The organism is Sphingobacterium sp. UBA7253 (assembly GCF_002472745.1).
Lineage (GTDB): Bacteria > Bacteroidota > Bacteroidia > Sphingobacteriales > Sphingobacteriaceae > Sphingobacterium > Sphingobacterium siyangense.
This window is the reverse complement of record NZ_DKSP01000072.1, coordinates 15,164-29,275: the sequence shown is the minus strand read 5'-3', so window position 1 is coordinate 29,275 and position 14,112 is coordinate 15,164. Positions and strand designations below refer to the sequence as shown.

The following is a 14,112-nucleotide window of genomic DNA, read 5'->3' as shown; positions in this document are numbered from 1 at the left end:
AACTCCGTAACCTAAATCTTTAATTGCCTTAACAGCCTCGCCTACGGTTTCATTGCTATCTACTGTAATCGCTGCCCTTCGGTTGTTCAGCTCTACTTTATGGGTTTCTACGCCTTTTACCTGTGCCAATCCCTTTTCAACGATTAATGCACAGTGTTCGCTTTCTACATCCTCCAATGGAATGTATATATTTTCTCTGTTTGTCGCCATATTTGCCTGCTTTAATTTACAATATCAATCACTTCGAAGGATTTGATTGGATAACTGTCTATATTATTTGATTCTTTCAGCAGATCTGCAGCACCATTTCTTACTAATTTAATGATAATTTTCCCATCAATTTTATCTGTTTCATTTCTCTCAAAAATAGCGTGAATACTATTGCTGATTACTTCAAATAAAGGGATTAATGGCTTAGTTTTAGGAATGTAAAGTTTATTAACTCTATTTCTTAAATTTGTTATGTTTGAAATCGTAGGAATTGAAAGAGATGAATTCATAATGGCTAATTACAAAATATTTGATTACATATCCAAATATAAATAATATTAGATTAGAAGTAAAATAAATAGCTAGATCTACTAGAATTCCTCTTACCATGATTTATAAGAAATATTTAAAAGCTGTAATAATAATTTCTTGTCCCAACCTTTACACTTTTCAAAGTGTTTAACTTGGCAATAGGTCGAAGTACATCAGTTAAATCCTTATTAGTGAGATCTAGTTTTAAATATGAATCCTGTTGATTAAGTTCTACTATGATTTCTTTAATTGATTTTTTTGAATCGAAGAAATTAGAGTTAATCAAATTGTCTACGCCTAATTTGATTAGGTTGGTTCTTTCTAATTTCGCTTGAGCATCTCTTTTTGGTAATGGCTGATCGATGGCTATATCAGGATAAAATAATCGTGGTGATATTCCAAGATCAATAGCAATTGCATTAATTTGATCATGGGTGTACATTTCCGGCCGATTTGGATTCTCAATGTTTCCAATATATCCATCTGTCACATCTAATAACATCGCAAAATATGATTGTGATTTATTGTAACTATTTCGGATCTGTATGCTGTTTTTTACAATTTCAAGCTCATATTGGGATTTCTTGGTCATGGCAAAATATTTTTTGCAATGTCTATAGTTATTACTATATTTGTCTATAGTTGCAACTATAGAAATAAAACTATATATGATTAAGACGTAAATAAGCTGTATTTTCACTTTTCTATTCCGTTGAGGAAGTTAGAAGGTGTTTACTTGTAAGATCTCGTTCGAGCAATGTGGTAATTGATTAGGACACGAGTGGTAAGTAGACACCTCGGTGCAATGATATATATTGTTGGGCCGAGGTCTTACTGATTGTGTCTGGTAGGCAACTACCCCCGATTACCACCGGGAGCTCGAACTTTCAGTAGCCTCGGCCTAATTAATAATTAGACATTGAGGCTCTATTAAATTAGAGCTATGAAACAAAAGAAACAAATCACAAAAAACATCTTCAAATCTCCCGAGTAGCTCGGTTTGATTTCGCCAGCAATGATCTGGTAACATCAGCTATGGAATTCGAGATGCCCAACTATATACCGAGTCATATCCATTCACTAGAATTCTAGCTATCCCAATTAACCAATTTTATTACGGGCGGTTTACGGCCTAAAAAGTAACCGATTCAGTCGAACTGGAATAGGTATGCTCTAAACTCGCCATTAAAAATCTAAAGAATGAGATCTAATTACGCTCACCTAATTCTACTGGATTTGGTAATTTATGAAACTCATAGATCAGGATATGATCCTGTGAAAAATGTTCAAGACTTTTGGGATAAGTATCCTCTAAGTACAATCAAAGACTATATCGTTGTTTTGCATCCCGATACGGTTGATAACGAAAAAACGAAAGATAATCCGCAATTGTTTGAATTTTCCGTCGAACTTCTCCGCGTCCTGATAGCTTATTTAATGATCCATACGACTCAATTGGATCTTGGTAAGGTATCTATTTCTATCGAGCTACACAAAGAATCGATAGATACTTCCAAAGCGATTTCCGATTTCTTTCGGCGCGTATCCTCATCCAATATCAATTCCTGAAATGATGAAAAAATTAAAACTACAATCCAATAGCAGCACACTGCTATATATTCAAATACTTAAGGTCACGGTATTAGTGATTTTATACCTTTTAGTTTCTATGTTTAGTTTATCAGCTCAGACGCCCCGCAAGGAAAGCGGGGCCGATGGGCTATTAATCAAACATCTCAAAATAGGGGATACTATCCCGCAGGCTCTTTGGGATATACAGCTTAATGTCGTAGGGCATCAGGCTGGATCTAAACAATTGACGCTCCGCGACTATAAGAATAAGAAACTGATTATTCTAGATTTCTGGGCTACTTGGTGTTCCTCATGTATAGCCTCATTCCCTAGTCTCTATAAATTGCAGGACGATATGGACAGCCAGGTCAAAGTACTTTCAGTTACTTACCAAGATCGTGTTGCCGTAGAGAAATTTATTGGCAAAAGTGAGTTTATACAAACCCATGGATTGGCTAATAGGTTTTCCTCCATTGTCAACGACAAGCTGCTGACCAAGTTTTTTGATAAAGACGCAATCCCATTTACAGTCTGTATTGACAACAATGGTGTGGTACGTGCACTAGCAATGCCGAGTGAACTAAATGCGCTTGCTTTAAAGCAGATGATCAAAGACCGAAACGCAGTGCCTGTAGCGGCCAAAGTACTCTCATTTGACCAGCCGTTATTGCAACCTTATTATGATGCTAAGATCCACAATTATTATTATAGCACCTTACTGCCCTATGGTCAGGGGATATCGCAGGCAAGCAGTTTTACGGTGGACTCCACGCATCAGTATAAGCACCTCGTTGTACCCAATCTCAATGTATTTATGCAATATGGTATCGCATTGCAAGATGCTCAAAATTATATTGCCGGCCTTTCCAAGATTCGCGCTAGACGGATACTCGAAATAAAAAGTCCCGATAGTATAATCCACAGATTGGAGCAGGATCGGAATTTCTGGAAATATACTTACGAATCGGTAAGCCCAGCGGTATGGAATGATTATACCGTTTACAAAAAAATGGAAAGCGACCTCAATTTCTATCTCGGAATGAAAGCATCTTATCAATTACGTGATGTTGAATGCCTGGTGATGCGCCGTGCTGATGGTAAAAAGCCTCGCCAAAGTAAGGAATTGGCTAAGGTACCAACGGTCATATTGAACGGTCTGGTGGAGAACGATGGGAGCTCAGACGGCAAGTTTTTGCAAAAGGCACAGCTTGGAAACGATAAGCCAAAGAATGCATTTATTGGCGTAGAAATAAAAAATATCCCCAATCTGTTTAACCTGAGGTCTTTCTCGGTATTGCCCTTTATGATCGATGAAACAGGGCTTGATGAAAGGATAGACTTACCGCTTTCCGATAATCTCAGCGATATAGACCAATTGAAACAGGCATTTGCAGTACAGGGACTGACTTTATCACTTGAAAGGCGGAAGATGATCATGTTCGTCTTAACACAGGATGGATTTAAAGACAGTGGTAGTGTAATGAAATTGACGCGCTACGGTTATGTAGCCGAGCATGGAAAGGAGCTGATACGATGAAAAAATATCTTTTAGTCGTGTTGATCTGTGTCGTACTTTGTTTGAAAACATTCGCACAGGGACAGTCAATCCGGGTTCAGGATCGCGATACAAAACTGCCTATTGCTGCTGTATCTATTAAAGATTGCGAAGGAAAGGCTTTCGGAGCCACGGATGCAAAAGGAGAGTTGTTACTGAAAGGACATATAAGCTGTCTTGTTTTTCGACGCCTTGGTTATCACCCTGATACCCTATCGCTGGAAGCGCTAAACCGACATAGTTGGTTGGTATACCTCACACCTCTGGTCAATGAATTGGAAGAGGTACAGGTATCGACAGGTTATCAGACCCTACCCAAAGAGAGAGCAACCGGAGCTTTTGACCTGATCGGGAAAAAGGAACTGGATAGACAGATAGGTTCTAATATCCTCAATAGATTGGATGGACTGAGTAGTGCCATACTTTTTGATAAACGTGGTGGCAATCCGAGCAATTTTATGGTCAGGGGCCTGAGTACGATTACCGAAACCATCAAAGGTCCATTGATTGTGGTGGATAACTTTCCTTATGAGGGCGATATCAATGATATTAATCCCAATGATGTGGAAAATATTAGCGTATTGAAAGACGCTGCTGCGACGTCTATTTGGGGTGCTAAGGCTGGCAATGGCGTGGTCGTAATTACGCTAAAGAAAGGGAAATTTGATATGCCGGTCCGTCTTTCGGTAACGAGCAATATCTCTGTTGTTGATAGGGAGGATCCCTACTACCGGTCGCAGGTAGCCAATTCAACCTATATCGAGGCGGAGCGATTTCTCTTTAATCAAGGTTATTACGATAATACGCTCAATAATAAGATCTATAATCCTGTAGTCAGTCCCGTAGTTGAGCTGTTGAACGATCACCGAAATAAACTTATTGATGACTCGACCTTGGAAACTCAATTGAATACGATTGCTCAAGGAGACTTGCGTGGGGATATTGCCAGATACCTGCGCCAAAAAGGAATTAATCAACAGTATAATGTTCAGCTGAGTACAGGTGGTGAGAAGCTGGCTTCCATCTGGTCGGTCGGCTTTGATAAAGTACGGAGTAATATCGTTGGCAATGAAAATAGTCGGTTTACACTTCGTACAGAGCAGACCTGGCGACCGATTTCTAAATTGGTACTTACGGGGGGAATGCAGTTCAATGCAAATAAAGTGACCAACAATGGTATTTCATCCTTAGCAATCGGAAGTGCTGGGCTAGCTTATCCTTATTCGCGGCTATTGGATAGCGATGGCAATCCGAGTCGATTGGAGCAGAACTACAGAAGTCGTTTTCTGGATACGCTGGGCGAAGGCAAATTGTTGGATTGGTCGTATTATCCCTTGGCAGATCAGAAACTATTGGATAAGACGGATAATACGAATGTGCTGAAATTTGACCTTGCAGCAGCGTATGAATGGATAAAAGGGCTGCGGTCTGAATTGCGGTACCAGTATTTTACATCGAATGGCCTCCTCGAGGATCGGATGGATCATAACTCATTTTATGTGCGCGATCTCATCAATAAATATAGCCAGTTAAAAGGAAATGTAATCGAGCGCCCTATTCCACTGGGTGATATTTTAGATAAAACCTCAAACAGACAGTATGGTCACAATATGCGGGCACAGATTTCCTACGATAAACAATCTAGCCTGGGCGATCTGAATGTGTTGATAGGTGGGGAGGTAAGGGACAATCGGGGGCTACTGCACACTTATCGGCAGTACGGATACGACAATGAACTCAACATATCCCAACCTGTTGATTATCGCACAATTTTTACTTACTACGCTGGCCTTGGAAGCAATACGATCTGGTATAACTTTAATGATGAACGTAATGTAGACCGTTTTGTCTCCGTTTTCTTCAACGGATCGTATAATCTGCTCAAAAAGTATACAGTTTCAGCAAGCGCACGTCGTGATGCATCAAATCTGTTCGGTGTAAATACCAACAATAGATGGAAACCGCTGTGGTCAATTGGTGGTATGTGGAATGTCGATCGCGAAAGTTTCTATAACTGGGCTTGGATGCCGCACTTAATCTTACGGGCGACCTACGGAAAAAGTGGAAATGTAAACAATTCAGTTCCTGCACAGACGACCATAACCTATAACTCCAGTCCCGGTGTACTGGGGGGATTCACCAATGCCTATGTCAATAATCCGCCCAATCCAGACCTGCGATGGGAGGATGTAAGCCAGTTAAATTTTGGACTCGACTTTGGCCTAAAGCACAATCGAGTGACTGGATCGGTAGCTTACTTCAATAAAAAAGCAACCGATTTGATCGCCATTGTGAATGTTGATCCAACTGTAGGTGTCGATTATTTAAAAAGAAATGCCGCAAGCCTGCGTACACAGGGCTGGGAAGTACAGCTCAATACGCTCAACATCGATGCCCCGTTGCAATGGCGTACCACCTGGTTATTTTCGTCCAATAAAACCCGGATTATGAACTATAGCTATCGGTCAAACGTGAATGCTGATATGGTAAATTCGGGCCAATCGCTTACACCAATAGAGGGTTATGCTGCTTATAATCTAGTCAGTTACCGGTTTATGGGACTCACAGCTGATGCCGGTAATCCTCAGTTTAGTGTAAACGGACAGCCTTATTCCAATTACGCCGATTTAAGGTCCAAAGTTTCTCTTGAAGATCTGGTATTCCATGGATCTGCACTTCCTGAACAGTTTGGGAGTATCAGAAACAGTTTTACTTTCGGTGCTTGGGAAGCCGGTATCAACATCGCTTATCGTTTCAATTATTTTTTTAGAAGAGAATCCGTCAATTATTCCTCCTTATCCTCTAATATCCCGCTACACAGCGATTATTATAAAAGATGGCAAAAAACGGGTGATGAGGCGACGACTAATGTTCCTGCATTCAATTACCCATTGAATTCCAACAGGGATCAGTTTTATATGAACTCCGACATTTTGGTCGAGAAAGGTGATAACATCACTTTGCAGGATATTAGCTTGATCTACCGCCTGAAACCCAAACTGGGCTATTTCAAAAGTATTTCCTTACAGGCTTATGCCCGCAATCTTGGTGTGATCTGGAAGGCGACCAAGCTAGATTTGGATCCAAATGGAATTACTATGCGGATTCCCTCGCAATTTTCACTAGGTATAAACGCTCAATTTTAATACGATGAAGACAAACATAATTTCAACTATACTATGCTGCTTGTTGATAATAGTGGTAGGATGTAATAAATTCTTGGATGAGAAATCCAAAAGTTCATTGGCAGTTCCCAAAACATTGAAAGATCTACAGGCTTTAATGGATTATGAGCTCTATACCGTACGCAGCTTTCCGATCGGGATGGATGTCGCCTCTGACTATTATTTTATGAACGATAAAGACGTGAAGAGTTTGGCGGCAGAATTAAGTGATGTTTATCTTTTGAATAACGAACAGACTAAATTGACAGACTGGACCGAAAGCTACAAAAAGATTATGTATGCAAATATCGTTTTGGATAACGTTGATCAGGCAGATTTAGACGGTATGTCAAATTCGGAAAGGGATTTGGTCAAGGGAACGGCGTTGTTTCACAGGGGATGGAATTTATTCTGGCTGGCTCAGGAGTTTTCGCAGGCTTATGAAGCTGGTACTGCAAAGAACGAGCTTGGCATCCCACTTCGTACGACCTCAGATATCAATGTTAACTTTCAACGTACTAATCTGGAAGATACTTTTTTGCAAATCACCAAAGATCTTCGGGATGCGGCTGGTCTGCTCCCCAATCTGCCGCTCAAAAAGACGAGACCATCCAAAGCTGCCGCTTATGCTGTACTGGCCAGGGTGTTCCTCTACATGGGGAATGTAAGTGAAGCCTTAAACTATGCGAATCTTTCCTTAGCGATCCAAAAGGATCTTATTGATTATAGGATGGTGTCGCCAACAGCGGCAATTCCATTTGAATTAATGAATAAGGAAGTTATCTTTCATAGTGGTATGGCGTCATCAGGTGGCATATTTACGGGAACAAAATCTTTTGTCGACACAGTACTGTTTGAACAGTACAACGGAGGTGATTTGAGGAAGACACTGTATTACAAAAAAAATGCAAATGGATTTTACAATTTCAAAGGAAACTATGCGGGTACAATAGGAAGCTATGCATTTTGCGGTCTTGCAGTAGATGAACTTTATTTGATTAAAGCCGAATGTGAAGCAAGGTCAAATCAGTTGATTGATGCTGGTAATACGATGGTTGAATTGTTGAAAGCACGTTATGAAACAAGCAAGCTACCCATTGTACCCGCTGGAAAGGCTGAACTGATCGACTTTATATTGAGCGAACGTAAAAAGGAACTGGCTTTTCGCTTTGGTACGCGATGGTCGGACATAAAACGGCTGAATAAGCACTATAATGCGGGCATTCGAATCGTACGTAACTTTGATGGAAAGGAATATATTTTAGAACCTAACGATAAGCGATTTGCGCTATTGATCCCATACTCGGTTGTCGTTGCTGGAGGGCTTGTCCAGAATCCACGATAGATAGGAAAGGGCGAACCACCGCCCTTTCCTATTTTTTGCAGATCTTAATTTTCCGCGCGATAGAACACATGACTAGTTGGCGTTCCTGAATTGATTTCAGATTTAAGCTCGTTTGTCATTTGTGGTTTACCAGCACCGTCATTTTCAGCTTTGATACCACATAGAACTTCGTCGCTTGGACATAATGTGGCAATATCACCCGAATAGGGCTGGTAATTGTCTGGGTCGGTCAGATCACCACTTGGATTAATGACTTCCCACGATTGCTCAGTAGTGCTTGTCGCTTTTCTACTGATTTCATTGGCGTGTCCAGCATAGACACCCAATCCCAAAACTGCTCCCAGAATTGGGATAAATAATTTTGCTTTTTTCATGTTGTTGATATTTATAGTTTATAAATGCAGGTCGGTAGTTTCTAATCCTTCAATATCCTGTCTCGGAGACTTGCCTTGTCGTAGGTTTATCGATATATCTGAATTGTCGCAATCCCGAAAGAAGATATCGCTCAACTATTGACTACCTTTCCTGCTGGTCGAATCCCCGTCGGGATTCGCTATGCATAGTTTTTATTGCTTTTTTTAGTTTGTATTCCATCAGCCATGCCGGTGCCGCAAGTAAAGTAACCGCCAGATTGAATTGAAAATGTTGTTTCCAGCTCATTTTCTCAAATACTTTTCCGCAGGCACAGGGCACATAACCATAGATTTCGATATAAGCCAAATAGGCATAGATCGAATAGGCTGTCATTAATAAAATAGCTAGCCCCAAGCCCCATATCCTTACCTGTGGAATACACATCAGGAGGACAGTCCCCAGCTCCAACATCGGAAGCAAATAGCTCAAAATGGACATCGACCATTGCGGAAGAGGCTGTTTGTGAAGTTGACTCACAAATGCTGCATGGTTAAATACTTTTCCAAGTCCAGTGAAGAAAAGTAATAGGATCAGCATGACTAATGCGATCAGAATATACCACTCCATATAGGTTTGCCATTTTGATTGCTTAGCTTTTTTGGAAACTGTACCTGCCACCCCAGTTCCATCATGTTGTATATAGTTTCCGCTTCGTTCCATAGTCTTTTTTGTTAACCGTTTACCAAGTTTTACAATGCTAAATTACAGCGATAAAAGGGCGAGCGTTAAGCAGAAAACAAGCGATCGATTGGCAGAAAACAGGATTGGTTAGGAAGGCGGTTCTTGAGCACCTCGGGCAGATAAGGGGTCATTGCCCGCATTTTCCTGCTGTTGCTTAAAAGATCCCGGAGTAAGTCCTGTCTGGTTTTTGATAAATTTGTTGAGTTCAATAACACTGCTAAATCCACACTCTTCGGCCGTAGTAGCCAATTTCTCATTGCCCACGATAGTGGAAGCAATATGATGCAACAGCAGCTGATTCCGATAATCATGAAATGTGCACTTATACTTTTTTTTATGTTCTTCGTTGATATAATCTCTGGACTTCCTCAGTACTCCAGCTATATCAGATAACCGAACCTGCGCCCCCTGGTGCAAAATCATTATCTGCAGTAAATTCCGCGCCTGCTCAATCAGTTCTTCCTTGCCATCGTCTTGTATCTTAAAACGGCTCAGCTGGATCAGAAAGATCAGCTGCTTTAAGAGCATATGCTCATTGTCGAGGATATTGGGGTTGATCTTGCTGAAAAGCAATTGTAGCTGCTGCTTGGTGACATCGCCCACACGGAAGGTAACACTCTTGTCCGACTGCGGTGACTGATTCTTCTTGGCCTGTACCAGATGATCCAAAAAACCGAAGTGCCGGTTGGCAGGTGGCCGAAAAAGTCCGGCATCCAAAATAAAGCCCACCAAGATGTGACGACCTTTTGGAATGGTTAATCGGTATTCGCCTTTGGCAAGATAAAGATAAGCACCCCGCCCTTTGGCAAATTCAATAGCAAAATCCTGTGTGTAATGGCTTTGCCTTAAGGGGGAGTCACTTAGCAAAGGGTAGGTAAGATGTAGGTCGCCCATAGAGGTATAGATTGGGATGGTTTCTTCATGTTCCATCCAAAATTCATAATAATAGAGATAGCCATAGCGGCCATCAAAAGTCTGCTCGCAGATGCAGTTATGTACCGATTGCCAATGCTGTACATGGGCATTGCGAATAGGATAAGTCAGACGCTGTATCGGAGAGGTAACAGGCTCATATTCCTGTGGCAGGACAAAGTCATAACTTCTTTCCATAAAGATCAACTTTAGCTAATAATGGCTGGTTTAACTGTTTGATTTATTGGTTTTAATCTGTTGAAAAATGTATTCTAATAAAACGGAGCGAGGTTATCAAAAAAAAGTGTACATGGGTCTGGGGAGATGGCGAACAGGTCTAGAAGTAGGGTGAATTTTAACGGGCTAAAAAATTAGCGGTTCACCCTGATCTACAACCGATGTACCCAAAAATGAAGCTAATGTCTTGCATTTCTGCCAAATTCGCCACCGTGATCATCTCGCTTTCCTGGCCCGAAAGCAAAGTGACCAAACTGGGCAAGTTTGGTGCTGGACGGATACAAAAAAGATGAAATCAATATGGAACAGCTTTTTATAGAATTGCAACTTTTGGCTAACCAGGCACTTTGTACCTTTTCCAATGCGGAAACAGCAGAGCTCTTGGGCGATGCTGAGGAGGAAAAATGTGATATCTACTATTTCTAAGCACAAATAGTAAACTGATGGGTGATCCGGACACCCTTTTTTGATAACCAATTACTCGAACAAGTATGAACAATATACCTCAAAATATGGGGCATAACTCCGATTTAATGACAGATACATTAGCCCTGAATAGCCACAGCTGGTACAGATCGCTCAAAGCTGTAGCCCTCTTATACCATTGGCAATTGATTCGGGATGCAGGGGGGCTTATCCGTTCCCTGCGGATACATCAGGAATGGTCCAATCAGCAGCATTATCAGGTAGATGACAATTTATTAGCGCAGCTGATCAAAGCCTGGCCTGGGAACGATCCGGGGCCTCGCATCTGGGCCTGCTTACATATTGGTCCATATGGCCTGATCGCAAGGGCATTGATGCTGCTGGGGCATAAGCTGGCCATATTATTGCGTTCCGATGTCTTTGAAGCGCAGGGACAGATTTACAGGAAGCAGTTCCGGCTCTCCTTTGGTCGGGAAGCGACCGAGAACGAATTAATCTTCATTCGTGCTGATCAGGGTAATCCGCTTTTAAAGCTCAGGGAAGCACTTCGGAAAAACTACCACCTGATTTTCTTTATCGATGGGCAGCTTATTGCTGGTCAGGCCTCAAAGGGATGGGTACCGGTCACACTGCATAAATCGGAGCTGCTTTTACGTGAGGGGATCGCTGCGTTAAGCTTTTGGACTAAGGTACCAATCAGAGCTGCCATCATGACAATGGTAGACGGGCAAATTACCCTTCGGTTTGGAGAGGAAGGACGATATGTGAACAATAGGTCCGACTACCAACCTGCGCTGCAGTATATTCTTGATCTTGTGGGGGACCTTGCTGCGGAAGAATTGATCCAATGGGAATGCCTGCCGGCAGTTTTTGATCATGAGCTGCTGATAAAGCAGGAGCAGATGCCTTTACAAAACCTTTGGCTACCGTTTGTTGTGCAGGGAAAAAGAATGCTCTTTGATCTGGCGACTGGTCGTTCGGTGGTTATTGGAATCAAGGAATTTGAAATAGCCCGTCAAAAATTTAGAAAGATATGGTTGAATGTTTAAACGTGTTTTTTTTGACTGAGGTTGTATAAATCTTCTTTAATTGATAAATTGTCTCTTAAAATAATTTATTTATTAAAATAAGGATTTGTTTTTTTATTACCTAAACCAATTATGATCAAGGACAGTATTCTTAAACCATTATCAGCGCGATTTCACTTTATTTTTTGGGGTGGCTATTTTGCCTGGATTAGCCTAGTCAATATCTATAAATTCGGCTGGGGGCATGTATGTATTATCATACTAATGATTCCCTTTATGTTGGGCATTAGCTATACCAATCGAGCTTGGTTGCGACGTGCGCTATTTAGGCGTTTTACCTTGCAACGGGTGGGCATCATGATCGGTTATTTTTTGCTGACAGCCCTAGCAGTTTTTCTGCTGCTATATCAATTTCCGACAGAGCTTAGCCGGAAAGTACTCAAAAACCCCAAATTGTTCAGAGCGGTAGACTTTGGAATCGACGTATTTACTTTCTATGTGACTTTTGTGCTCAAAGGCATTTTAATTCTGGCTATTGAGATCATTTACAATCTCAGTGCAGGTCTTTTCAGGCATTTGGGATGGAAAAGAATACATTCTCTAGAAAGTCTGAAAGCAAGGCTTTTTCGTAACTGGGCCGTTCATTTCATGGGCAATCTGACACAGAGCTTTACCCGTCTGGTACGAAAGCGACCTGCAGTTCTGACCCGAATAGAACTGTTCTTTGGTCTGGAAGCCTATGCTATGCGAACGATGAACTTTAGACAGCATATATCGGGAAAATTGGAAGATGAGCTCTTTTATCTGAAGCAGCTGATGCGCCTGTATGGTGAGCATCACATTCATCTGCAGTCGGATATTCAGGACTGGAACCATCCGATTATTCCCATGATGCTATTGAGCCTGTATAAAAATATGGTCAAACACGGCGATTATAGCGACAGCTCTTTTGAAAGTATTATTTATGTGTTTAGTGATATGGAGAGGGTATCAATAAGTTGTACCAATAAGGTTTCATCACAGTCTGCCTGGATCTTTGAAGAAGGAGGCACTGGTTTAGAACAATTGACAAAATTGCTCCGTCTGGAATACGGCGAAGCATTTTCCTTGATAAAACAAATGGCTGACGGCATATTTTACTTGAACTTGGATATAAATTTTTAACATGGATACAATAAAAAAAATATTAAAGCAGGAGGGACGGCTCCAAAAAATCTGTGTGGGGATTGTGGATGATGATCCTGATGTTGTAGATGATCTTAAAAGATACGTAGACTTGACAGATGGTGTCGAATGTGTGTATGCGACGACCAATCCCAAGGAAGCCTTAGTGGCCTTGCGTCGCTTAAAACTGGATATTCTATTTCTTGATATTGAGATGCCCATCGTTGGGGGACTGGATATTTTGGGGCAGCTGGAAAGTCTCAAGCGGGGCAACACGGGTATTGCAAATCTTCAGGTGATTGTTTGCAGTACGAATAGAGAAGTAGGCGACAAAATGTTTCACTACGAGGTAACCGATTATTTTCTCAAGCCCTTCGAACAGGAACGTTTTTATAAAGCTATGGACAGAGCAAAAAAGAGAATTCAGCATTATGGTTTAAATAACTTGAATGATGATAATAAGTGCTTTTTCTATGGGGAACGGGGGGCTGTAAAAAAGAGGCTAAACTATGATGAGATCTGTTATATTGAAGCAAAAAATAATCAGACCAGAATATGGATGAATGATAAAACTTTCGTTGAAGTCAACGAATCGTTCGGTAATATGCTCGCCCTGTTACCCAAGGCGAGTTTTGCACAGGTACACCGAAGTGTTGCGGTTTCTCTCAAGCACGTGCTGGGGGTGACTGCCCATCATGTATTCCTTCCTGGTATAGAAATAAACCGCGGTGAAAAGGGAAAATACCAATATTTTGACCAGTGGATTGAGCAGAATTCCATTAGTGGTAAGTTTCAGATACATGGTATCGTCAGGGAGGGAAAAGAGATGGCGAACACGAGTCAAAGGATGTAATGTTAATACTGATTTTATGAAGATAATTTTGAATAAAACACGAAAAAATACACATAAAGGGAATGATGCTACGATATTGTTTGCCCTCCATATGCTGTACAGCAAATTGCAAAAAATGCAAATCAAGAATGAAATCCCTGATGAAGGCGCTGCGGTCTGGTGGGATGCGGCTTACGTACAGGAATTTGTCGGTATCAGCGAGAGAACCTTATACCGATACCAGCATAAGGGGATGCTCG

15 protein-coding genes are annotated in these 14,112 nt (G+C 41.3%); 9 read left to right on the top strand and 6 right to left on the bottom strand.

The window, feature by feature from the left end; genetic code table 11:
• From B2X72_RS07175 to B2X72_RS07165, 3 genes are all read right to left on the bottom strand, one after another.
• Window positions 1–210: heavy-metal-associated domain-containing protein (locus B2X72_RS07175; protein WP_286848807.1), on the bottom strand; the 210-nt coding region annotated here is incomplete at its 3' end.
• Window positions 211–221: 11 nt separating this feature from the next.
• A complete protein-coding gene (locus B2X72_RS07170) occupies window positions 222–500 on the bottom strand; it encodes a hypothetical protein (protein WP_088162386.1) in 279 nt (92 codons plus the stop codon).
• 116 nt (window positions 501–616) lie between these two features.
• The gene (locus tag B2X72_RS07165; protein WP_088162385.1) at window positions 617–1,114 is read right to left on the bottom strand and encodes a helix-turn-helix transcriptional regulator; all 498 of its coding nucleotides are present in this window, start codon (window positions 1,112–1,114) and stop codon (window positions 617–619) included.
• Between the two features lie 608 nt (window positions 1,115–1,722).
• Between B2X72_RS07165 and B2X72_RS07160 the strand changes: the two genes are divergently transcribed.
• From B2X72_RS07160 to B2X72_RS07145, 4 genes are read left to right on the top strand one after another with little or no spacing between them, the layout of a single operon-like run.
• Window positions 1,723–2,091 carry a hypothetical protein gene (locus B2X72_RS07160; RefSeq protein WP_286848805.1) on the top strand — a complete coding sequence of 123 codons (369 nt, stop codon included), beginning with the start codon at window positions 1,723–1,725 and terminating at the stop codon, window positions 2,089–2,091.
• Window position 2,092: 1 nt separating this feature from the next.
• On the top strand, window positions 2,093–3,631 hold the full coding sequence (locus B2X72_RS07155; RefSeq protein WP_286848803.1) for a TlpA family protein disulfide reductase: 1,539 nt from the start codon (window positions 2,093–2,095) through the stop codon (window positions 3,629–3,631).
• A complete protein-coding gene (locus B2X72_RS07150) occupies window positions 3,628–6,795 on the top strand; it encodes a SusC/RagA family TonB-linked outer membrane protein (RefSeq protein WP_286848802.1) in 3,168 nt (1,055 codons plus the stop codon). The genes B2X72_RS07155 and B2X72_RS07150 overlap by 4 nt, the downstream gene beginning before the upstream one ends.
• Before the next feature lie 4 nt (window positions 6,796–6,799).
• Complete coding sequence (locus tag B2X72_RS07145) at window positions 6,800–8,158, top strand: RagB/SusD family nutrient uptake outer membrane protein (RefSeq protein ID WP_112375974.1); 1,359 nt, start codon at window positions 6,800–6,802, stop codon at window positions 8,156–8,158.
• A 44-nt stretch (window positions 8,159–8,202) separates the two neighbouring features.
• On the opposite strand, the gene B2X72_RS07140 is transcribed toward B2X72_RS07145, so the two are convergent.
• The 3 genes from B2X72_RS07140 to B2X72_RS07130 form a co-directional block, all read right to left on the bottom strand.
• Window positions 8,203–8,532 carry a hypothetical protein gene (locus B2X72_RS07140; protein ID WP_115050263.1) on the bottom strand — a complete coding sequence of 110 codons (330 nt, stop codon included), beginning with the start codon at window positions 8,530–8,532 and terminating at the stop codon, window positions 8,203–8,205.
• Between the two features lie 142 nt (window positions 8,533–8,674).
• Entirely contained in the window at window positions 8,675–9,232 is a 558-nt protein-coding gene (locus B2X72_RS07135; RefSeq protein WP_115050264.1) for a MauE/DoxX family redox-associated membrane protein, read from the bottom strand.
• Between the two features lie 108 nt (window positions 9,233–9,340).
• On the bottom strand, window positions 9,341–10,363 hold the full coding sequence (locus tag B2X72_RS07130; RefSeq protein WP_159333197.1) for a helix-turn-helix domain-containing protein: 1,023 nt from the start codon (window positions 10,361–10,363) through the stop codon (window positions 9,341–9,343).
• A gap of 339 nt (window positions 10,364–10,702) precedes the next feature.
• On the opposite strand from B2X72_RS07130, the gene B2X72_RS07125 reads away from it, so the two are divergent.
• The 5 genes from B2X72_RS07125 to B2X72_RS07105 form a co-directional block, all read left to right on the top strand.
• Window positions 10,703–10,828 (top strand): hypothetical protein, encoded by a 126-nt coding sequence (locus tag B2X72_RS07125; protein WP_262507962.1) that lies wholly within the window; start codon window positions 10,703–10,705, stop codon window positions 10,826–10,828.
• 65 nt (window positions 10,829–10,893) lie between these two features.
• Window positions 10,894–11,877: a hypothetical protein gene (locus B2X72_RS07120; RefSeq protein ID WP_159333196.1), complete on the top strand. Its 984-nt coding sequence runs from the start codon at window positions 10,894–10,896 to the stop codon at window positions 11,875–11,877.
• A gap of 111 nt (window positions 11,878–11,988) precedes the next feature.
• Window positions 11,989–13,020 (top strand): hypothetical protein, encoded by a 1,032-nt coding sequence (locus B2X72_RS07115; protein ID WP_159333195.1) that lies wholly within the window; start codon window positions 11,989–11,991, stop codon window positions 13,018–13,020.
• 1 nt (window position 13,021) lies between these two features.
• Complete coding sequence (locus B2X72_RS07110; protein ID WP_115050273.1) at window positions 13,022–13,873, top strand: LytR/AlgR family response regulator transcription factor; 852 nt, start codon at window positions 13,022–13,024, stop codon at window positions 13,871–13,873.
• Window positions 13,874–13,889: 16 nt separating this feature from the next.
• The coding region (locus tag B2X72_RS07105) for a hypothetical protein (RefSeq protein WP_286848797.1) at window positions 13,890–14,112 on the top strand (223 nt) is incomplete at its 3' end.